General features: G+C 28.2%; 16 protein-coding genes. 12 read left to right on the top strand and 4 right to left on the bottom strand.

Features of this window, described 5'->3' with window-relative positions; genetic code table 11:
* Positions 1-262: 262 nt before the first annotated feature.
* From DS884_RS16300 to DS884_RS16290, 3 genes are read right to left on the bottom strand one after another with little or no spacing between them, the layout of a single operon-like run.
* Positions 263-1,024, bottom strand: coding sequence for a LytR/AlgR family response regulator transcription factor (locus DS884_RS16300; protein ID WP_113787509.1), 762 nt, complete (start codon positions 1,022-1,024; stop codon positions 263-265).
* Between the two features lie 4 nt (positions 1,025-1,028).
* On the bottom strand, positions 1,029-2,078 hold the full coding sequence (locus tag DS884_RS16295) for a sensor histidine kinase (protein ID WP_113787508.1): 1,050 nt from the start codon (positions 2,076-2,078) through the stop codon (positions 1,029-1,031).
* Positions 2,079-4,481, bottom strand: a complete 2,403-nt coding sequence (locus DS884_RS16290; protein ID WP_113787507.1) for a TonB-dependent receptor — start codon at positions 4,479-4,481, stop codon at positions 2,079-2,081.
* Positions 4,482-4,961: 480 nt separating this feature from the next.
* On the opposite strand from DS884_RS16290, the gene DS884_RS16285 reads away from it, so the two are divergent.
* Entirely contained in the window at positions 4,962-5,723 is a 762-nt protein-coding gene (locus tag DS884_RS16285) for a ThiF family adenylyltransferase (protein ID WP_113787506.1), read from the top strand.
* Between the two features lie 3 nt (positions 5,724-5,726).
* Here the strand turns inward: DS884_RS16285 and DS884_RS16280 are convergent, their stop codons facing one another.
* Positions 5,727-6,485 carry a response regulator transcription factor gene (locus DS884_RS16280; protein ID WP_093870200.1) on the bottom strand — a complete coding sequence of 253 codons (759 nt, stop codon included), beginning with the start codon at positions 6,483-6,485 and terminating at the stop codon, positions 5,727-5,729.
* Positions 6,486-6,712: 227 nt separating this feature from the next.
* On the opposite strand from DS884_RS16280, the gene DS884_RS16275 reads away from it, so the two are divergent.
* The 11 genes from DS884_RS16275 to DS884_RS16225 all read left to right on the top strand — a co-directional run.
* Positions 6,713-7,366, top strand: coding sequence for a hypothetical protein (locus DS884_RS16275; RefSeq protein ID WP_143032770.1), 654 nt, complete (start codon positions 6,713-6,715; stop codon positions 7,364-7,366).
* Positions 7,367-8,314: 948 nt separating this feature from the next.
* A complete protein-coding gene (locus DS884_RS16270) occupies positions 8,315-8,845 on the top strand; it encodes a UpxY family transcription antiterminator (protein ID WP_113787607.1) in 531 nt (176 codons plus the stop codon).
* Between the two features lie 174 nt (positions 8,846-9,019).
* Positions 9,020-10,318, top strand: coding sequence for a TolC family protein (locus DS884_RS16265; RefSeq protein WP_233487175.1), 1,299 nt, complete (start codon positions 9,020-9,022; stop codon positions 10,316-10,318).
* A gap of 82 nt (positions 10,319-10,400) precedes the next feature.
* Positions 10,401-11,651 (top strand): efflux RND transporter periplasmic adaptor subunit, encoded by a 1,251-nt coding sequence (locus DS884_RS16260; RefSeq protein ID WP_113787504.1) that lies wholly within the window; start codon positions 10,401-10,403, stop codon positions 11,649-11,651.
* 104 nt (positions 11,652-11,755) lie between these two features.
* Positions 11,756-13,378, top strand: coding sequence for an MBL fold metallo-hydrolase (locus DS884_RS16255; RefSeq protein ID WP_113787503.1), 1,623 nt, complete (start codon positions 11,756-11,758; stop codon positions 13,376-13,378).
* A 197-nt stretch (positions 13,379-13,575) separates the two neighbouring features.
* A complete protein-coding gene (locus tag DS884_RS16250) occupies positions 13,576-14,289 on the top strand; it encodes an ABC transporter ATP-binding protein (RefSeq protein ID WP_093870205.1) in 714 nt (237 codons plus the stop codon).
* Between the two features lie 176 nt (positions 14,290-14,465).
* Entirely contained in the window at positions 14,466-15,455 is a 990-nt protein-coding gene (gene sbnA, locus DS884_RS16245; protein ID WP_093870206.1) for a 2,3-diaminopropionate biosynthesis protein SbnA, read from the top strand.
* 27 nt (positions 15,456-15,482) lie between these two features.
* Positions 15,483-16,448 (top strand): 2,3-diaminopropionate biosynthesis protein SbnB, encoded by a 966-nt coding sequence (locus DS884_RS16240; RefSeq protein WP_113787502.1) that lies wholly within the window; start codon positions 15,483-15,485, stop codon positions 16,446-16,448.
* Between the two features lie 295 nt (positions 16,449-16,743).
* Complete coding sequence (locus tag DS884_RS16235; protein WP_093870208.1) at positions 16,744-18,678, top strand: cyclic peptide export ABC transporter; 1,935 nt, start codon at positions 16,744-16,746, stop codon at positions 18,676-18,678.
* A 39-nt stretch (positions 18,679-18,717) separates the two neighbouring features.
* Positions 18,718-21,108 carry an ABC transporter permease gene (locus DS884_RS16230; protein WP_113787501.1) on the top strand — a complete coding sequence of 797 codons (2,391 nt, stop codon included), beginning with the start codon at positions 18,718-18,720 and terminating at the stop codon, positions 21,106-21,108.
* 154 nt (positions 21,109-21,262) lie between these two features.
* Positions 21,263-23,030, top strand: a 1,768-nt coding sequence (locus tag DS884_RS16225; protein WP_262508924.1) for a formyltransferase family protein, incomplete at its 3' end; no start/stop codon positions are given.

Here is a 23,030-nt window from a genome sequence, read left to right as displayed (position 1 = left end):
TTGTTGATTAATAATTTTAATACAGCACACATAAAAATAAATTATATCAATTGTTTTTATTGGATTTAATTGCGTATTCTGTTATATAAGCAAATAGTTTTATATTCACAACCTGAAGGTCACTGGTTCGAGTCTAGTTCCCGTTACTAGCCAAGATTCATCACCATATTTTGTTGATGGGTTTTTTATTTTCTTTTTAAGACATGTCAAAAAAAAATAATAGACTATGACTTATAGCTAGTAGTTGATAAGTGAAGCTGTTTTAATCATTTCCCATCCAATCTAAAAACTGAATAACTTTTACTCTACTTATGAGGATGTCATCATCTACAGGTAATTTCAGTTTAAGTTTAAGGCGACTGTTGAAAAATTTAGAGGCTTTTTCTACAGCATCGATATTGATAATATACTTGCGAGATACTCGAAAGAACATTTTGGGATTAAGTTTTACTTCTATTTCATTAAGAGAAGGGTCTAATAGAAACTTGTCTTTTTTATAAGTTACTAAATAAGTGTATTTAGCATCAGAAAAGAAATAAGCAATTTCACTAGTATGAACATACCGAAAAACATCACCGATTTTAATAGTAAATCGATCTTTATATTCTTTTTGAGGAGATTGAAGTAGTACTTGTAGTTCTTGCATCGAAATAGTCTGCTTCTTCTGAATTAACATTTCGTGTTTTTGAAGAGCCCCTTTCAGGTTCTTTTGATCAACAGGTTTTAACAAATAATCAATACTGTTTAGTTTAAAAGCTTGTATCGCATATTCATGATATGCAGTTAGGAATATAATAGGAGCTTTAGGTGTTATGTCTGAAAAAATTTGAAAACATTGTCCATCCGCAAGTTCTATGTCCATAAATATGAGATCACACCCATTTTCATTAGTAGTAAACCAATCTATGCTATCTGAAACTGATTTTAAACAAGAAACAATATTAATTTCTGTACCAGTTTGATGGAGCATTTCTATTAATTCTCGTTGCGCTAATACTTCGTCTTCTATAATAAGAATATTCATTATTTTATAATAAGGGTAAAATTACTTTAAAATCGTTTGGGGTTACTATAACATTAACCTCTTGATTAAATTTAGCGTATTGTATACGGATATTTTTTAACCCAATACCCCAAGACGCCTCACTTTTCTTGTGCTGAATAATATTATGTACTGTAATTGAATTAGCGTCAGAGATTATATTAATTTTTAGTGGTTTACTATCTGTAATACTATTATGTTTTACAGCATTTTCAACTAAAATTTGTAATGCCATTGGAATTATTTTTTTTGTAAGATGGACATCTTTTATTTGAACAGAGATTTGTAAATTAGATTCAAAACGTGTTTTTAATAAGAAAATATAATCTTTCAAAAAATTAATCTCTTCTTCTAAAGTAATCAATTCTTTATTGTGTTGTTCTAATACGTGTCTATATACATTGGATAATTTCCTTGTAAATTCTTTCGCTTTATTACCATCAAAGCTTACCAATGCTGAGAGTGTGTTTAAACTATTAAATAAAAAGTGAGGATTAAGTTGATTTTTTAATATTTCATATTGAAAATGAGAATTTTCTTTTTTTAACCATGCATTATCCAAGGCCGTTTCATAATGTCTAGTATATTGAAAATAAAATTCCATTGTAAGGATTAATAAAATATTAATAATAACACCAATTATAGAGCTATAGAATATTTTTTTAAAAGGAATGATTTCTTGACCTTTATATAGATAGATAATAAGATTGATGAGTATTACCCAAACTATAATTATAATTATTCCTAAAAAAAATTCGATAAAGAAGCGTTTTATCATGCTGCTATAATTATTCCATGAAAAATGGATATCTAATTTTTGAATTAACCGATAATCTAAATAACATATAAATAAAAGATTAGGGAAGTTGATTAAAAATTTTGATAGTAAGTTTTTGAAACTAAATAAGGCTTCATTGTTTTGTAGCCAGTAAGAAAAATCAATAATTACTTGAAAAGTAATGGCGTAAAATGCTAGAAGGAGAATTAATTTCCAATTAAAAAAACGATTCGTGTACTGTAGATTAGGTAATTTCAATTAAAATTCGATTTTATAATAAAAATTAGGAAGAAGAAATAAAACATCATTATCAACTACTTTGTTAGTGAAAAAATTATATTCATATCCTTGATTTTGTGTTGCTAATGTAGCATTTTGAAAATCCAATCCCCAAGTGGTTGTGCTTTTCTTTTTATTAATTTTATAAGTAACTCCAAAATTAACCCATAATTCTGGGTCGTTCTGTAGGCTATATAATTGGTCGTGATCTAGAACAACTTTTTGTTTTGCAGTACTTTGAGCTTCTAAAAACGGAGTATTACGTTGACCGCCCAAATAAGTTGTATTAAAATTGAAGCCAAGTGTTCTTTTTTTATAGTTGGCTATATCTTTACTATTACTAATAGTAAATTCTTTACCAGCAGTTAGAGTAGCTGAGTAACTTCTATTAAATAAAGAGTTTCTTTCAATACCATCACCACCAACATAATTTGAGTTGAAGAAAGATGCTGTTAGTAAATAATAATAGTTGTTACTAAAATACTTTTCTAAAGTAATATCAACTCCAATGTTTTTACCAGTACCATCATTATTCAAGGCTCTGTCAAGTTTCCAAAGCTGTGTGTAGTTAGCGGTAGAGTATGAGCTATCTATAGCAACAGGTACATCATGTAATTTTTGGTAATAACCTTCTACATTAAGATGTAAACTGTTGTTTATTTTCAAATCAACACTTGCAACATAATGATTCGCTTTTGATTTTTTAATATGTTTATTATTTCTGATTGCTCCATTTTTATCTAAATGCTTAAAATAATAGACTTTTAAATCTTCTCTACGACTATGTGAACCATAGCCTAATCCAAATTTAAGCTTTGGTGAGGCTTTCCATTGTATACCTGCTCGGGGTTCAATAGTAGTTTCTTTATTTACACTAAAGTGTGAAACATTAACACCAAGTTGTGCACTAAGTTTTGGCGAAATTTGAAAATCTGTTTGTGTATAAGTTTGAAAGTAATAACTGTTTTCTTTAGTGTTTAGGTATTCTTTTAATGGTTCTTTAGAATTATCAACTTGACGTGCGGTTGCTTTTAGACTAAGATAATCAGCAGTAATTCCAGTAGAAGTATGTATACGTTTAGAAAATTTATTAGATAAGTTTGTGGTAAGAGTGTATTTAATTTCACGATTTTCTAGATTACTATAAGGTGTTAATGTTCCTGTATTTAAAAATTCTGAATCTGGTTCGAACCATTCTGTTTTAGATTTGTAGCCACTAGTTGTTATACCGATAGAACTATTTAAAAAAGATTTTTTATTTAATTGTATTTTATGATTTACACCAATTGCCATCATATCAAAATCAATATCGTCTTGTTTAAAATCTCTTTCAGTTTCTCTACGCTTTATTTCACCATCTTTTTTATCTACTTTGTATTTTTTATAAGGAGTAAATATGGAGCTTATTCCAGCCATACCCCACATGGAAAAGTTTCCACTGTTTTCGGTTGGGATATATAATTTAAATGAAAGGTCTTGGTAGTCTGGAGAAACACCTCTTACGAGTCTTCCGTAATAGCCGATAAAGCCATGACGATAATTTACAAGATAGCTGGAGTTAGATCCTTTTTTTAGTGGACCTTCTATTGCTAAATCAATTCCTAGAATTCCTAATTGCCCTGTATATTTGGTTTCATCATTATTTCCTTTTCTAAAATTGATATCAAATACACCAGAAGTAACATTACCATAAGCAGCAGGGAAAGCACCAGTTATAAAATCTGATGTTCCTAATACATTAGGGCTGAAAATAGTAACAAGACCAGCACCAGCAAGATTACCGCCGCCAAAGTGTGAGGCGCCAGGTACTTCTATACCTTCAATTCGCCATAATACATTGGTAGGAGAATTTCCACGAATTACGACTCCATTATCTTGAGCGGATCCAAAAGTAGCTCCAGCAAAATTGTAAGCAACTCTGGCAGGATCACCTAATCCACCTGCGAAACGGGTAGCCTCTTCTATGGAAAAAGAGCGAGCACTAACTTTTGCCGATTTGTTTAAAGGGCGCTTCGCATTTATAGGGGTAATTAGAATTTCATTAAGATTTTCTAGAGATTCTTCCATTTCTACAATAATTGTATATGCTCTTGCCGATGTAATAAGTGCTCCTCTAGTAATTATAGGTTGATAGCCTATAAAAGAAACTTTAATGTCTTGTCTTCCTATAGGAACATTATTGAGTTCAAATTCTCCATTTATATTTGTTATAACTCCTAACAAAGGTTTTGTGTTTGGTATGGTAATAGTTGCGCCTATAAGTGGCTGTTTAGATGTAGCATCTATAACTTTTCCAGAGATTTTCTGAGTAAGTTCCTGGGATATAGATAAGTAAGTGTTCAGTATGGTAATTATAAAAAATAATAAAACTCTTAAAAACATAATTAAGTATTTGATTTAAATAAAGGGATAAAAGTATAGAGAACGCATAGGTTGAATATTGTTAATTCTGATGAGCTTTAGAATAAGATGGATAAACTCTTTTGTTTCGTTAATGAAATGATTTAGAGTGTTTAAAAAAATGTTAATTTTTTATTAGTATAGAAGGTAGAGTAGTCAGGAATATCAATAAATAAAAAATAAACTCGTCTAGTGTTACTTGAGAGGAAGTAGTAAATTAATGAAATATATGAATTTTGAATAAAGAGAAAGCGGTTTTAAGAGCATTGAATTTGGTTTTAAAACGTTTTTTTAAAAATTCTTTAAATCAATATCTTGGATGTTTTTTTATAAAAAAAGAAATTATTTAATAATAGTTTGAAGTAAGAAATCTAATATAAAAGAGTTAAAATTTAAAAACTACCCTTTTGTGTAAATTACATTATCTAGATTGCTTTACTTTTGATGTAATAAAACATAACAATGGAAGATAGATATATAAGGAATAGAATATACCTGACTGAAGAAGAACAAAAAATAATAAAAGATTTTCCAATACTGCTTGCAGGTGGAGGAATAGGAAGTGTTATAGCAGAATGTGCATTACGTTTTGGTTTTGAGACAATTACTATTATTGATGGAGATCAAGTTGAGAAATCTAATTTAAATCGTCAAAATTATACAGAGGCTGATATTACTGATAATAAGGTGGATGCATTAGAGAAGCGTTTATTATCTATTAATAAAAATGCAAAAATCAAATGTGTAGATTTTTTTCTAACTGTTGAAAATGTCAAAGAGCATATAGAAGGTCATAAAGCAGCAATTAATGCTTTAGATTTTTCTTCACCAGTTCCTTTGATTTTTGATACAACTTGCCAAAAGTTAAATATTCCAGTTTTGCATCCATATAATATTGGTTGGGGTAGTTTGGTTACAGTTATAACAAAAGATGGATTATCATTAGATACCTTGTCTAAACCTGATCAAGATTTTAATGAAGTTGTTATGGTAGAGTATGCTTCAAGTTATTTGAAATTTTGGGGTAATCCTCAATTATGGATTGACGATGTTATAGAAAAATATAGGAAAGAAGAAGGTACATTATCTCCTCCACAACTATCTATAGCATCGTGGTCAGTAGCAGCAATGTGTACACATTTACTTTATAATATTGCAACAGGGAAAAAGTTTAAAAAATTTCCAGAATTTTATTTATCAAAGGTAATAGGTGATGCTTTATAGTAATTAAATTAATTTGTTATTTGTAGCTGAAGAAATAGCTTCTGAAATATTAGCTACTTCTAATTTTGTAAATAATTTTCTTCTATGAAATTTAACTGTATCGGGAGAAACAAAAATAGCATCTGCTATTTCACCAATAGTGTATCCTCTTATAGAGAATTGTAAAACTTCTTTTTCTCGATCAGTTAATTTTATTTTATCCATTGTCTTCCAAAAGTTACCTTCCAGATCATATTTAAGTACTTTATTATCTCCTTTCTTATAGATCTTAATATTTCCAGATTGTTTTTCAGATGATAAAGAAATGATACAGATGGCTTTCCAAATTTTTCCAGATTGTGTTAAATATACTGGAGTTAGTTTTTGATTTATTAAAATGGTTTTTCCATCCGGGTTCTTTAAATGAAAATCATAACTAATAGTATGGTATATACGTTGCTCAACTGGTATGTTTTCAAAAAAATCAAAACCAATAGTATTGATTTTTAATAATAAGTCTAAATCATCTTTAATAACATATTTAAAATAAAAAGCATAGCCCATTTCTTGAACTTCAGCTGCTGTGTGTCCGCATAAAAATAATGGATTTTCAGAAACATATTCAAATCCTTTTTTTTCATAATCGATAACATAAATACTCTTATATGTAGTTCTTGCGAAAGCTTTAATTGCTTCTACATAGTTCATATTTTGTCTTATTTCATTCTCAGAAATTTCATTGACAGTGTTACGAGATGTAAAAAAGTCATTTTCATTTGGCATAGTAGTATTTTTTTTGGAACCTAAAAATAGTGTTTTTTTTTAACATTTAAAAAGAAGCCAAACTATACTGTTTTTTGGTTGTTTTATTTACCCTATAAATGATGTTTTTAAAAAAAAATGAAAAACTACCCTTAAAGGTAGTTTTTTGTTATATATCTGATAACTAAACTTTTGTGTAGCGTGTTGGGATGCTGGTTGTAATAATTTTAGCTAAAACAAAAACCACTATGCTAGTTCAAAACCAACAACCAAAAGTAAGTCAAAATGAATTCTTAAACATGTCTAAATTTATCGTAACAGAGAATTTTAAGCATCATACAGACAATAACTCTTCAACAAATTACAAGAATGAAATTAGTTCAGTGTATGAAGAAGAAGTTAGTTATTCAAACAATTCAAAAATATTTGTAATTAAAGAAAATAGCGAAAGTATACTAGGAACTATAAGAGTTTTAAAATGGGATTATATTAGTATGCTTCCAATACAAAAAATGTTTGGAATAAATCCATTAATGTGTACTAATGGGAATTCTATAAATGAGATATGGCATATTGGAAGATTTGCTATAAAACAAGGAGTACGTGATATTAATTTGTTAAAAAAATTAATGGTTTGTGCTATTATGCCTGTTTGTATGCATAAAGACAATATTGCTTTTGCTGAATGTGATGCTAAGTTGCTACGAGTTATGTCACTTATGGGAATTGAAACTAAAATAGTGGGAGAGTCAATTAATTATTTAGGATCTGAAACAATTCCAGTAAGTATGTCTTATGACGGATTAATTAATTTTTATCAAGAGAATAAGCATTTGATTGGTGAATCAAAAGATTTTAATGAATTACCAAAAGTCAATGTTTTATTTAATGACGTAGTATAAAGTTATTAAGTTTATTATATTAAGTGTTACTTAATATTTGGTGATATAAAAAGTGATAAACATATTACCATTAAAGAATTTAAGTAATGAAAATTTTCAAAGGAGTTTTACAAGTGAGTTAGATGGGTTTTATATTTCTAATTAATACTTTGAGAACTATAAGTAGCTTTTAAGAATTTTGACAAAACATAGAATTCCATTTTTTTAATGATTTAAGTGTTTTGTATTGAAATCCCGTTAATTTTTAATCTCACTACCTAAAAGTATAGTAATTAAGGTGTAATAATGTAACTACCTTATGGTGTAGCATAAAAGCTACATAAGTACTTTAACTTTGGATAAAGAATAAGTAAAAGTCAAGTTCATTGAATTGTTAATAGTTAAAGTGTTCTTTTAATAGGGGTATTAAAAGAGTTTGTTTAAAAATACTTTAAACTTAGATTAACAAAACAATGTTTGTAGTCAGTACTAAATTGTATTGATTAAAAAGATTACTCTAATTTTTTAATTAAACAACCATGTGACATGGAATGGCGAAGCCATGTTTAGTCGATAAAAATAACTTAAGAAGGAAAATAGTACAACATGTAGTAACTAATTAAGTCATTTTAAAAATTAGATTGAAACTACCTAAAAGTGTAGTAATTAAGGTGTAACGATGTAACTACCTTTTGGTGTAGTTAAAAAATAAGAGTTGTGCTTTAAATTTGAATAAACAATAAGTAAAAGATAAGTTCATTGAATTGTTAATAGTTAAAGTATTCTTTTAATAGAGGTATTATAAAGAACTTGTTTAAAAATAATTTTAAACTTTGATTAACAACACAATGTTTATAATTAATACAATTAAGTATTGATTAAATAAATTACTATAATTTTTTTTAAATGCAATAACCATGTGACATGGAATGGCGAAGCCATATCCAGTCGATAAAAAAAACAGGAAAAATGAAAAATAATATAGGGTGGCATGTACTTCATGTAAAGTTTAATAATGAGAAAAGAGCTCATAATGATTTAAAAAGATTAGGTATTGAATCATTTCTTCCAATGGGATTAACAATAAGACAATGGAGTGATCGAAAAAAGAAAATTTATACACCTCTATTTCCTAGTTATGTTTTTGTTAATATAAAATCTAAACTAGATTTTCATACTGCTCTTTCTGTAGATTCTGTAAGGTCATATATCCGTTTTGGAGACGAATATGGAAAGGTTTCTGAAAAGGAAATTAAACAAATGAAAATTTTAACTGAGGATAAAGAAATTACAGAGGTAGAAACGAATGTTAAACTACCAAAAGTAGGTGACAAACTTAAAATTGAAAAAGGAAAATTATCAGGAGTAGAATGTGAAGTTTATAGAGTAAATGAAAATCATAAAATTAATGTTTGGATAAATTCTTTACATCAAAATATATCTGCTACTGTGCCTTTGCATTACTTTCAAGGAAGTGGTACAAGTTTAATGCAACATTAAAATAAAAAACATACGAACTAGAAATTAACCATTAATTAATAAGAAGCATGAATTTAATAAAACCAAGCTCTATTGAGTGTGTACCGTATGTAGAATTAGAAACCAGCTATTTAAATAAAAACCATGAAAATCAATTTTCAAATATTTATAATAACATTTTTGATGATCTCAAAGATGAGCGTTGGGCAAGAGCGCTGGACGTTAAATAAATGTGTAGAGTATGCTATTGAACATAATTTACAGATTAAGAAAAATAAATATAAAAATGAATCTAACAGAGAAAAATATAAACAATCATATAGGAGTTTATTACCATCTGTAACTGCTACTTCTGATTATGCTACCCGTTTTGGACGTTCAGTTGATCCGAATGATAATAGTATTTCTGATACAAAATTTTTTATTAATAATTATTCTATAGAGGCGTCTATAGATTTATTTAAAGGATTTCAGAAGTTGAACGCTATAAAAGCTTCTAATCTCATTTATAAAACAACTGAAAAAGAAGCTTTACAAGAAAAGTACTTATTAGCCTTAAGAATAATGCAAGCATTTTATGATGTTCAATTTCTTAAAGGCGCTTTAGTCATTGCAGAAGAGCAAACAAAAGTGTCTCAGGCTAATTATGATTTGGTAAAAAGAAAAATAGAGTTAGGTGTTGGAGCTGGTGCAGATCTTTATGAAGCAGAATCAATATTGTTAACGGAGAAGTTAAATGTGACAACAACATTTAACCGATTAGCTGCTGCAAAATTAGTGTTGATTCAAGAAATGAACCTTGAAAATACTACTGAAATTCTTTTAGTAGAACAAATAACTAAAAATAATGAGTTAAAAAAAAATAAGGTACAATCAGATTCAATTTTTAAGAAAGCTAAAGGTTTTATACCAATAATTAAGGCTCATGAATTTAAGATTGAAGCAGCTAAAAAACAATTGGCAATAGAAAGAGGTAAGTTGTACCCTTCTTTGTCTTTATTTGGAAGATATGGAACAGGCTATGTTGAAACGATTAAGAATAGTTTAGGTGAAACGGTTTCCTTTGGTAAACAAATTAAAAATAATGCTTTTCAGGTTGTAGGGGTATCTCTTAATATTCCAATTAGTACTGGATGGGCAACTCGATCTAAAGTAAAACAACAAAAAATTGCTTGTTTAGATGCAGAAAATGATTTGTTAATGCAAAAACAAATTTTATATAAAACTATTCAGGAATTAGTACTTGAATATAATGCACTTAAAGTTGAGTATAAGCAAACCATTAAAAATGAAGAAGTACAAAGTTTAGCTTTTACAATTGCTCAAAAACGATATGAGAAAGGAATGATTAGTAGTATAGAGCTTTTTACAGCTAAAAACCTTTTTGCAAATTCTCAAAATCAGAATTTACAGGTTAAGTTAAAATTGGAAATAAACAGAAGTACATTAAATTTTTATGAAGGATTACCAGTTTTTTCAATCTACTCTAAATAAGAATAATTAACACGAATACGCTTCAACTTTTGGTTTTAGTGAATAATAAAAGAATTTATAAACAAACAATATTTTTTTAATTATGGATATACAAATTAAAAAGAAAAAGGGATTTAGAAAAAAACATTATGGCTACATGGCCCTTTGCATATTAGTTCTCTTTGTAGGGTATCAATTTGTTTTTGTAACAAGCATTTCTACATATAGAATAGAAAAAGATAAGGTTTCTATATCAAAAACTACAGAAGGAAAGTTTGATGATTATATAACAATAAGTGGAAATGTAGCTCCGATAACAACAATATTTATGGATGCCTATGAAGGAGGAAGAGTAAGTGAAAAAATGATTGAAGAAGGAGCAACGGTGAAAAAAGGTGATATTATTTTGAAATTAGAAAATATGAATCTTTATGAAAAAATAATGGCTAGTGAAAGTAACTTAGCTTTAAAACAAAATGATTTAAGGTCTACCAAGCTAACATTTGATACTCGCCAAGTAGAAGGTAAAAGATCATTAGCAACTGCAAAAACTGACCTTCAAAGGCTAAAGAGAAATTTCACTCAAAATAAGTCTCTTTTTAAGGAAGAGTTAATTTCTAAAGAAAAATATTTACTTTCTAAAGAAGATTATGAATTGGCATTAGAGCAATTCAATATTATAAAGTTACAAAAAGAAAATGATGATAATTTAAGAACGACTTCATTATCAAGTTTAGATACTGATTTAAATAGAATGAGAAAAACATTAGCGATGGTGTATAAGCGTTTAGACTATTTAAATGTAAGAGCTCCAGCTGACGGGCAACTTGGTTTTTTAGATGCTGAAATCGGTCAAAATATATCTCAAGGCCAACGCATAGGTCAAATAAATGTATTGACAAACTTTAAAATAGAAGCTAATATAGATGAGCATTATATTGAAAGAGTGAAAAGAGAATTACAAGGTGAATTAGAACGTAATGGAGCCAATTATTTTTTACGCTTAAGAAAAGTTTATCCAGAAGTTAGGAATGGGAAATTTAAGGTAGATCTTGTTTTTAAGAATGATAAACCAGAAACTATTAGAACAGGACAAAGCTACAATTTAAAGTTAAGACTAGGAGAATCTTCAGATGCAGTTTTATTACCAAAGGGAAGCTTTTTTCAAAGTACAGGAGGACAATGGGTTTTTGTTGTTAATTCAGAAGGAACTGAAGCTGTAAAAAGAAGTATACGCATTGGAAAGCAAAATTCTAAATATTACGAAGTAATCGAGGGGTTAAATTCTAAAGAGAAAGTAATTACTAGTAGTTATGATAATTTTGGAAACGCAGAACGTATCATATTAAAATAGAAACTTTCCATTTTATCATTATTTAATATCTAAAATCTTTTAAAGAGATAGTCAATTAAGTGTGAGTAATAATCACTCTTCTTTAATTATTTAAAATAATCATTATGAATAACGAACTATATTATTTAAAGCAAAACATACAAGTAGAACCATTAATCAATAACTGGTACGCATGGATTCAAATAATACCACCTGTACAAGGAGCTTTAAATGTTTTGCATAGACATTTACCTATGATGAATTCTTATGTAAGTGCACCAGAAATTCATGCTTCAGCTGTAAAAAATCCAGCTTTTAGAGGAGGACCTTTTATAGATTTAAATGGAGAGAAAGTAGAAGAGGTTACAGAGCTTATAACAAAAACAAATGGCGACTGTAAAGCTAGTATTGAATTTGCAAAAGCGATTAGAGATCTGTATAAGATGCTAGAAACTGAAGCTAAAGGTTATTCTATGGAGCCTTTATATGAAAAAGTTCCAGATATTCTTAAAGGTTATGTTGAGTTAGTTTACGATATGAACCATAATCCTTCTTTTAGGTTTTTTGAAGGATTATTATATAAAAGTGAGTTTTATGATACATCATCTCAATCAATAGCTATTTCATTTATAGAAAAAGATGCAGATAGACCTTTTATATTTTCTACGCCAAGATTGGAAAATAAAGATACATTAAGGCTTAATATACCATTTGCAAATAAAGGGTTAGATGAGTTATTCAAAATGAAAAAGACACCTCAAACTTTGAAGTATATTAAAGAGTCTTTAAATGTTGAAATTGATAATACGGAGCTTTTTGAGTCGTTTTTTACTCAAGAAAAACCTAGGGAATATGAAGAGTATGTTGGAGATAATATGAGAATTAGATATTTTGGACATGCTTGTATACTTGTAGAAACAGGAGGCGTTTCTTTTTTGTTTGATCCAGTTTTAAGTTACACGTATGAGTCAGATATTTCTAGATATACCTATGAAGACTTGCCTGAAAAAATAGATTATGTTCTTATTACTCATAGCCATCATGACCATGTATTGGTTGAAACAATGTTACAAATAAGGCATAAAGTAGATAATATAATTGTAGGAGCTAATGTAAAAGGAACTATACAAGATCCTTCTTTAAAAATTTTACTAGAAAATTTAGGGTTTGATAATGTAAAAGAGCTTGAGGAATTTGAAGAACTTAAATTTCCTGGAGGAAAAATAACGGGAATACCATTTCTTGGTGAACATCATGATTTATTTATTCAGAGTAAACTTTGTTACTTGATAGATTATAATGACTCTTCAATACTTTCCGTTGCAGATTCATGTAATATAGAGCCGAGACTGTATGAAAAAGTACAAGAATTATATGGAGAAGTAGATGTATTGTTTTTAGGAATGGAATGTGATGGAGCACCATCTTCATGGGTATATGGTCCATTATTTCCTGAAACCCCTGATAGAGATAAAGATTATTCTAGAAGAGGAAGAGGTTGTAACTATTCTGAAGGAATAGGATTAGTAGATATTTTTAAACCAAAAGAAGTATATGTTTATGCAATGGGAGAGGAACCTTGGATACGACATATTTTAGATGTAGCTTATACAGAGGAATCTAATCCTATAATTGAATCAAATAAACTTATTGATGATTGTAGAAATAGAGGGGTAATTGCTGAGCGATTATTTGCAGAGAAAGAGTTGTTAGTTTATTCAACAGAACCAGTACTTGATGAAAGGTGAAAACAAAAAAACTGATTGTCATTGTAAATCTTGTAAAAAACTTACTTGCAAGATAGCAATAGAAAAAAGAACAATATCGTTAGGTGAAAAAACGCTGTATACGAATGATAATTTACCTTTTAAAAAATAAAAGATAATAAGCACTTAACTAATAATAAGCATAGAGTTATTTTAATTAATAAACAAAATCAATCAAAATGATTAAGATTCAAAATTTAAAGAAAAGTTTTAGAACAGAAGAAATAGAAACTTTGGCACTAAATAATATTAGTTTTGAAGTGAAAAAAGGCAAGTTTACTGCAATAATGGGACCTTCTGGATGTGGGAAATCAACATTGCTTAATATAGTTGGTTTGCTAGATGGAGTAAATAGTGGTAGCTATCAGTTTAATGGAGTTGAAGTTAGTGGATTTAATGAAAAGGAGTATGCTGAATTAAGAAAAAGTAATATAGGGTTTGTTTTTCAGAAGTTTAACTTAATTGATGAACTTACAGTTGAAGAAAATGTTGAATTACCATTAATTTACCTTAAAATAGATAAACAAGAAAGAAAGACTAGGGTTCAAGAAATACTAAAAAGAATGCAAATTGATCATAGGTCAAAACACTTTCCTAAACAACTATCAGGAGGACAACAACAACGTGTTGCAATTTCTAGGGCAGTAGTTACTAATCCAAAATTAATTTTAGCAGATGAACCAACGGGAAATCTGGATTCTAAAAATGGAATAGAGGTAATGAATTTATTAGGTGAATTACATAAAGAAGGAGCTACCATAATTATGGTAACACACTCAGAAAGAGATTCAAAATATGCTGATACAGTAATTAATCTTTTAGATGGACAAATCGTATCAGAAGATATAGTAAAAGTCGAGAAACAACAAAAAGAAGCTGTTCTTCTAAGTTAACTAATAGTTGCTTTATTCACGATTAAAAATAATTAGTAGATCGTGTTTTTTTGGTACACACAATTAGTTTTTTCATTGTAAATAATATATCTAAAAATATTACCAAGCTATAGAATATAGGAGTTGGTAACATATCATCTGCTTTTATATAAAAAAGCTTTTAAATTACTCAAATCATGGTAAATAATATTTTAAATAAAATAGGAAATACTCCTATGGCATTTCTTCCGATTGCAAACCAACGAAACTTGAACGTTTTTGCAAAATTAGAATTCTACAATCCTACAGGTAGTGTAAAAGATAGAGCGGCATGTTATATTATAAATCGCTTATTAAGAGAAGGAACTATAAATAAAGACACAACATTAATAGAATCTTCTTCAGGTAATTTTGGAGTAGCTCTTTCTGCATATGCTAAGCATAATGGGTTAAAATTTATTTGTGTAATAGATAAAACTACGTTACCAGTTAATGAAATGCTAATTCGTCTTCAAGGAGCTGAGGTTATTCGTATAACTGAGCCTGATGCTCATGGGGGATATTTATTAAATAGAATTAAAAAAATAAAAGAAATACTAAATAAAACGGATAACATTTATTGGGTAAATCAATACGCCAATCCATTAAACGCTAGAGCTTATTATAATTCTTTAGGAAATGAAATATGTCTTGAAGCACCAAGACAAAAAATTGATTACTTATTTATGGGCATAAGTTCAGGAGGAACAATAACTGGTGTTTCACAAAAAGTAAAAGAGAATCATCCTAATGCTAAAGTTATAGCAGTAGATGTTGAAGGATCAATAATTTTTGGAGGAAAGTCCCGTAAAAGATTCATTCCTGGAATTGGTTCAAGTATGAAACCAGATATAATAGAATATGCGAAAATAGATGATGTTGTTTATGTAAATGAAGAAGAAACAATACATTCTTGTAGAGAATTATTAGAAAACCATAATTTATATGCAGGCGGATCTTCAGGATCTGTTTATGCAGGAATAAAAAAATATTTTGAAAATAATAAAGTAAGCTCAAGTGTTAACATAATGTGTGTGTTTGCAGATAGAGGAGAAAGATATATAAGTACCATTTATAATGATGAATGGTGTAAAATGGTTAAGGAATATAGTGAGAAAAATTTTTACTCAGAACCTATTGCTATTTAAAAAAATAATAAAAAAGAACTAAAGATAATGATATACTTAGGGGAAAAAAATATAAAGGATATAGATTTAAATTGGGAACAAAATATTAAAGCAATTGAAATGGCTACTCGATGTATAGAGTCAAATGATATTGCTCAACCAATAAAGCCATATTTAAGATATGGAGATATAAAAAATAGAATTATTGCAATGCCAGCATTTGTTGGAGGAAAAATAAATAGATCAGGAATAAAATGGATTGCTAGTTTTCCTGATAATCCACAAAAAGGAATTGCAAGAGCGCATAGTGTTATTGTTTTAAATGAAGCAGAAACAGGTAAACCTGTTAGTATAATAAATAGTGGTTCTATATCGGCAATTCGTACAGCTTCCGTTAGTGGTTTAATGATTAAGAAATTTATGGAACTAAAACGACATAAAAATGTCAAAGTAGGTTTAATAGGTTTTGGTCCAATTGGTCAATATCATTTAGAAATGTGTAATGAATTATTAGGAGAATCTCTTGAAGAGGTCCTTTTATATGATTTAAAAGATATTTCAAAAGATGATATAAATTCTTCAATAGAAGAAAAAATTAGCATAGTGAACAGTTGGGAAGAAGCATATGCGAATGCCGATATTTTTATTACTTGTACAGTATCAAAAGAACCATACATTGATAAAAAACCTAAAGATTCATCTCTCCATTTAAATGTTTCTTTGAGAGATTATAAAACAGATGTATTTCCATGGTTTGAAAAGAGTATGGTAGTTGATGATTGGAATGAAGTGTGTAGAGAGAATACAGATATAGAAATGTTTCATAAAGTAAATCATCTAGAAGAGAGTCAGGTGAGTTATATGCAAGATGTACTAAATGGATTCTTTGAAACTTTAGATGATAAACAACCAATCATGTTTAACCCAATGGGAATGGCTGTATTTGACATGGCTATAGCAGGACATTATCTGAATTTGGCTAAAGAAACAGAAGAAGGAGTATTACTAGAGTAATGTGGCGTTAAGTGTGTTTTAGCTTTTTAATATCTTTATAAAGGATTGATAATCATGTAACCACACTTAAAAATTAAACAATTTTAATGATTTTAAATTAAATGATTTGAATTTTTTACAAATTCAAGTTAGGAGGACTATTGTCTTTTTTAGAGTTGTTTTAAGAACACTTGTATTATTAAAGAAGTATTAAAATCAGTGGTTTTTTCAATTTTAAAATAGTAAGAATTGAAAAAAATATCAAAAAAAAGTAAAATAAAAATTAAAAACAGAACACTTAAACTAATAGATAAAAATGGAAAGTATTATTAATGTATCGTACATAATTAATGGTATAATGGCCTTTATAGGTGTATTATATTTAGGAATAGTTGTTTACCAAAAGATGAAGAAAAAAAGAACTATTCTTTTTACCAAAGAAAATATATTGAATTATTTCTTAGGTTTTTTAGTGCTGGCACCAATATTGGCAGTTTTATATATCATACCTATAGTATTTTATGATCCTAATTTTTGGTTAGAAGGAACTTCTCAGTATATAGAAGCTAGAAAAGGAATATATAGCTTTGGCGTAGGAGTTTTATGTTTTTATGCAGTGTTAAGAGCGTCAATTTTTATGCCTCATGAAAATGAGTATTATAATATTACTCCAAAATTACTATTCTTAAGTTTATTTCCTGGTGTAGCTAGTGCAATTAACGTGATGATTATAAGTAAGTTTCTTACAAATGATTATGATGCGAAATACTTTTTGTTATTTTTCTTAATAAACACTTTTATTTATGTAATAACTACAAGAATTAGTAAAAGGGAAACTGTAAATCTAGGAATCTTAACAGCACATAAGTTTAATCTTTTAATAATAGATAAAATTTTTAAAACACCATATAGAAAGCAAGAGGAAGTAAAGGAAGGAAAGATGTATACCATACTAAATGATGATATAAGAACAATTTTCTCTTTTTCACAAGATATAATTTTAACATATACAAACTTGATAACTTTAATTGTAGTTCAAGTCTATTTATTTACTATTGATTGGGCTAGTTCATTAGCACTTTTAGGAATCATAGTTTTTGTAATGGGATTTCTTGCTATACTAGTACCACGTCTTAATAAAACAGGAAATATAGCAAGAGAAAAAAGAGAAGAGTATTCGGAGTTTATATCCGGGCTAATAAAAGGATTTAAAGAACTAGTTTTACATAAAGTTAAGATAGGTAAATATAAAAAAGACATGGAGGAATCTAGTAAAGTGTCTTATAGTGCAAGTCAAGATTATGCTAATGTTGGAATTGATGCAAATGTATTTTCAGAGTTATCTTTTACAATAGCTATGGGAGCATCATGTTTGGTTTTTCCTTTAATTTTTAATCTAGATAAACAAATAATAACTGCTTATGTTTTGGTTGTTTTATTTTTAATGGGACCAGTTACAATAATCTTAAACGGATTACCTCAAGTAGTTCGTCTTAAAGTGTCATTAGATAGAATTAAAGCATTTATAAAAGATGCAGAGATAGAAGATGAAACTTCAAATGAGTTAATAGATAGAAATGTAATTCCTTTTGTTACAAGTATAGAAGTTAAAGATGTTTCTTTTACTTATGATAATGAAGATGAGAGTATGAATTATGGAATTGGACCAATAAATTTTAAAGCTAATAAAGGTGAGTTAGTTTTTATAATTGGAGGTAACGGTAGTGGAAAAACAACGTTTTTGAAATTGTTAACAGGTCTTTATAAACCTAATTCAGGGAACATTCTTATAAATGATATGGAAACAAGTAGAAAAATGTTAGGGGAGTGTTTTTCAGTTATTTATAGTGATTCTTATTTGTTTAAAAAATTATATGACCTTAAAGAAGATAGACTTAATCAAGTAAATGAATGGTTAGATGTATTACAATTATCTGATAAGGTTACTATTGAGAACGGTGTATTTAGTACAATAGCCTTATCAAAAGGTCAGCGTAAACGTTTAAGCATTTTAAAATCTTATTTAGAAGATAGGCCAGTTTACTTTTTTGATGAAGTAGCTGCTGATTTAGACCCTGAATTTAGAGACTTCTTTTATAACGACTTGTTAGTTAAATTAAGAGAAGAGGGGAAAATATTGATTATCATTTCCCATGATGATAAATATTTTAGTTTGGCAGATAGTATTTATAAAATGGATATGGGGCAATTGTCTCATCAAACTATAGACACATTAGTATTATTCGAGTAGTATTAATAAATATAAAATTTCATCTTAAATTTTAAAATTATGCTAAAACTTAATTTTTTATTAGTGCTTAGGCAAATAAAGAAAGACAAAAAATCGTTTCTAATTAATATTTTAGGAGCTTCAGTTGGTCTTACTACTATTGTATTAATGTCGTTGTATATTTTTTATGAGAAAAATTATGATAGCTTTAATGAAAATAACGATAAGTTATATAGGGTAGAAAGGGTTGTGAATGATAATATGCAAAATCAAATATTTGATTCAACACCTTATGAATTATCTAAAGAAATTAGAGCTTCTTTTCCAGAGATTGAACATTCAGCAAGTGCAAAATATACAAGTAATTTTCTAGCAATAGGAGATAAACTATACCCTAGAGAAAAAGGAATATTGGCAGAAAATAGTTTTTTAAAAATGTTTAGTTTTCAGTTTATCTCTGGAGATCGTTTTAAAGCTTTAAAGAATCCTATGAGTATTGTGGTTTCTGAATCTTTAGGAAAAAAACTATTCCCTAATGGAGATATTTTAGGGAAAACCATCAAAATTAATAAAAAACATATTTTAAATATAACAGGAGTTTTTAAAGATTACCCGAAAAATTCTCATTTTAATATGGAATACATTATTTCTTTTAATTCATTAAAAGAACTCTATGAATCAGAAATGGAAAAAGGTTGGGGTGAAAGTTATGTTTCTACTTATGTTTTATTAAATAAAAATGCAGAGGTTAATAGCTTATCTAATAAATTAAAAAATCTTTTAACGAAACATAATGATTTTAAAGACGGTATTACTCAAACTCTTAGTCTTAGACTTGTAGAAGATATTTATTTGAAGGCCTCGTATGTTAGAAATGACTCTATGGGAGGTAGAAGAAATACTATGATTTTTATCTATTTATTTATGTTAGTTGTGTTCTTTACAGCTTTCATAACAATAGTCAATTATATAAATATGACTACAACAAAGTTGATTAATAGAGAGTTGGAAATAGGAATGAAAAAAGTTTTAGGAATTTCTAAAAGACAACTACAATTTCAATTTATACTTGAATCGTTAGTTAAGGTTATTAGTGTTATAATAATTTCAAGTGTATTGGTGGTTATTTTACTTCCTGTTTTTAATTCTGTAGTTTCTAGGGAGCTTTCATTTGTGTTTACAGGAAGTTGGTTATTTGTTTTAAAAATTATATTTTTTAGTGTTTTTATTGGTATAGTAGCAGGTTTATATCCAGTGTTTTATCTGTCGTCATTAAAGATTACATCTTTTCTACAAGGAAATACTTCGATTAAACGTAGGAGAGGTTTGCGAAAAGGATTAGTGTTTTTTCAACTGTTCGTTACAATTCCATTAATTGTTCTTTCATACTACATCGTTTCACAAATTAATTATTTAAAAGAAAAAGATCTTGGTTTTAATAAGAAAAATGTATTGTCAACTTGGGTTAAAGTATCAGATGATCAGGATTTAAGTAGTGTTAAGGTTGTGAAGAATAAATTACTTAAAAATCCAAATGTTTTGAGTTTTTCTATTTCAGAATGCGCTCCATTTTTAGGTTTTGGAGATAAGAAAAAAGTAAATTGGGAAGGTAACAAAACTGATAATAAAGCTAGTTTAAGTACTTATGGAGTTGATTATGATTTTATTGATGTATTTAAGATGGAAATGAAGGAGGGTAGATGGTTCTCTAAAGATTATTCAACCGATAAGCAAAGTTCATGTGTGATTAATGAAACAGCAGCTTCGCTTTTAGGGTGGGAAAATCCAATTGGAAAAACACTTGATAATGGAAAAATTAAAGTTATAGGAGTGGTTAAAGACTTTGATCAAGTTTCGTTAACACTTAAAATTCCTCCAATGATGTTAACTATGAATTCAGATGATAAGAAGTATTTTGTAATTGGTGTTAAAGTAAATGAGAATAATAAATCTGAGACGAGAAGTTTTATTAATAAAACATTTAATTCACACTTCCCAGAAAAACCAATAGAATTTGGCTTTTTAGAAGACGGAATGGACGCAGCTTATATGTCTTTATTAGAAAATGTAATGAGAATGTTTATGCTTGTTTCTATCATTTCCATTTTATTAGTTATTGTAGGCCTTTACACATTAATATCATTTTCATTAAGAATGCAAAAGAAAATGATAGCAATGCATAAAATCTTAGGAGCAACTAAAAGAGAGTTGTTTAGACTTATTTTAAAAGAGTATGTGATAATTTATGTTTTAGCAGCTACGTTAGGGTTGATACTAACATATTTCTTAATACTTCAATTTTCTCAAATAGGACCTTATAATGTTAGTATTAATCCTATAGCCTTTATGATTGTCGTCTTAATTACTTTTTTCATTGTTTTATTTACAGTAAGTGGAAAAATATGGTCAGCTTCTTCTGAAAACCCAATTAAGGCTATTACACTTGAATAAAAACATAAAATAGGCTTAATTATTAAGCTTTTAAAAGTAACGAACTGTTGATATACAAAACATCAATGATATATGTATTATTGAGGTTTCTTGTCTTGTTTTAATACTGTGTCAATCTTCGGTATACTTTTTCATTAATTATTACTTACAAATCATGAAAGATCAAAATAAATTTATAGATACTAAGGGGAGTGACTGTATTATTTTAGGACGTACAAACTTGAGTATTCAGTGTGCCAAAATATTGTTAGATTATGGTATAAATATTAAAGCTTTTATTACTCAGGATATCAATGTTCAAAAGTGGGCGAACTCAAAGAATATTATTGTTTATAATACACTTCAAGAGTATCATCAATTACTTAATAATAAAGTTGATTATGTTTTTTCAATTATTTATGGAGCAATTTTAAGAACTAAGGACATTGCTCTTGCTAAAAAAGAGGCTATTAACTATCACGATAGTTTACTGCCAAAATACGCAGGTGTCCATGCAACAAATTGGGCAATTATTAATGGTGAAAAAGAACATGGTGTTACATGGCATCGAATTGATTCGGGAATCGATACTGGTGATATTATTGAACAAAGAAAAGTATTAATAGATTCAACTGAAACCAGTTTTTCTTTAAACTTGAAATGTTCTGAAGCTAGTTTAGAGGCTTTTACATTGATAGTTAAACAAATTGAGTTGAAAAGACAGTTTAAATATCAGAAACAAGATATTGAAAAGCGTACTTATGTAGGACGATATAAACGTCCAGAGAATCATAGTTACCTAAGTTGGAATATGCAAGCTGAAAATATGGGGCGATATACTCGAGGACTTGATTTTGGTCCAACCGAACCGAATATTTTGGGGGTACCTAAGTGGAATTTAGATAAAAATACATTAGTTACAGGAAAATTCTCGATATTAGAAACAAGATCTGAGGAAAATCCAGGAACGATTTTAAAAGTATCAAATGCCCCTTTAACAATAAATATAGCTACGGCCACCAATGATGTAATGTTAACTAAAATTACTCTATTGGACGGACAAGAGATTCCGAAAGAAATCAAATCTTTTCTTAAAGTAGGACATAAAATAGAAGCTTTAAATATTAATAAATTAAAGACTTTAAAATTAGAAGAGAGTTCTCTAGTTTACAAAAACGAACAATTTTTCGAAAAGTATATTAGACAATTTGAGAGGACCAATTTGCCTATAAAAAGTATAAATTCAGAGTTGTTTTTAACTAAATATCCAGAAGATAAGGTTTTTAAACAAGCAATGAATCTATTGGATTTAACATTTGAAGAATTAATTTTTGGTTTAAAACTGTTGTACCTATCTCGCATTAATGGTCATGATATAGTTAATGTAGTGGTATATGTTCCTAAACATGATAATGAACAATGTTATTTAGAAAACAGATTACCATTTGTATATAAATTTAATAAAAGTAAAACTATAGGAGACCATCTTAGAGCTATTGCTAGTCAATACAGTAAGTTGCTTAAAAAGGGGTGTTATGCGAAAGATATTTTTGTAAGATACCCAAAGTTAGAAGGAAAGGATGTTTTTGTTAATCAGGCTATTGGTTTTAAGAATGATAAGGGGATTCAAGGAGCTAAAAATTCTGTTTTATTGGTAATTGATAACGAAAATCAATCTTATGAATGGCAATTCAATTCTGAAGATTTTTTGAATCAAGAAGTTAGAATGAATCAAAACTGGTTCAATGTTTTTTGTGCTAATTCATTAAATAATCTAGATGATTACGCCTTAAAAATTGATTATATTACTAAAGAAGAAAGACAATCTGTTCTTACCTTAGGAAAAGGTAAAGTAATCGATTATGAAAAAAAAGAATCTATTATAAATATTTTTTCATCTCAAGTAGAAAATACTCCAGATCAAATAGCATTAGTTTTCGAAG

Source organism: Tenacibaculum sp. E3R01 (assembly GCF_003318185.1).
Taxonomy (GTDB): Bacteria; Bacteroidota; Bacteroidia; order Flavobacteriales; family Flavobacteriaceae; genus Polaribacter; species Polaribacter halocynthiae.
This window is presented reverse-complemented; position numbering and strand designations above follow the sequence as displayed.

Coding starts and splice junctions, on each gene's coding strand:
- DS884_RS16300 (WP_113787509.1), bottom strand. CDS start 1,024: ATGAATATTCTTATTATAGAAGACGAAGTATTAGCGCAACGAGAATTA.
- DS884_RS16290 (WP_113787507.1), bottom strand. CDS start 4,481: ATGTTTTTAAGAGTTTTATTATTTTTTATAATTACCATACTGAACACT.
- DS884_RS16285 (WP_113787506.1), top strand. CDS start 4,962: ATGGAAGATAGATATATAAGGAATAGAATATACCTGACTGAAGAAGAA.
- DS884_RS16280 (WP_093870200.1), bottom strand. CDS start 6,485: ATGCCAAATGAAAATGACTTTTTTACATCTCGTAACACTGTCAATGAA.
- DS884_RS16275 (WP_143032770.1), top strand. CDS start 6,713: ATGCTAGTTCAAAACCAACAACCAAAAGTAAGTCAAAATGAATTCTTA.
- DS884_RS16270 (WP_113787607.1), top strand. CDS start 8,315: ATGAAAAATAATATAGGGTGGCATGTACTTCATGTAAAGTTTAATAAT.
- DS884_RS16265 (WP_233487175.1), top strand. CDS start 9,020: ATGAGCGTTGGGCAAGAGCGCTGGACGTTAAATAAATGTGTAGAGTAT.
- DS884_RS16260 (WP_113787504.1), top strand. CDS start 10,401: ATGGATATACAAATTAAAAAGAAAAAGGGATTTAGAAAAAAACATTAT.
- DS884_RS16255 (WP_113787503.1), top strand. CDS start 11,756: ATGAATAACGAACTATATTATTTAAAGCAAAACATACAAGTAGAACCA.
- DS884_RS16250 (WP_093870205.1), top strand. CDS start 13,576: ATGATTAAGATTCAAAATTTAAAGAAAAGTTTTAGAACAGAAGAAATA.
- sbnA (WP_093870206.1), top strand. CDS start 14,466: ATGGTAAATAATATTTTAAATAAAATAGGAAATACTCCTATGGCATTT.
- DS884_RS16240 (WP_113787502.1), top strand. CDS start 15,483: ATGATATACTTAGGGGAAAAAAATATAAAGGATATAGATTTAAATTGG.
- DS884_RS16235 (WP_093870208.1), top strand. CDS start 16,744: ATGGAAAGTATTATTAATGTATCGTACATAATTAATGGTATAATGGCC.
- DS884_RS16230 (WP_113787501.1), top strand. CDS start 18,718: ATGCTAAAACTTAATTTTTTATTAGTGCTTAGGCAAATAAAGAAAGAC.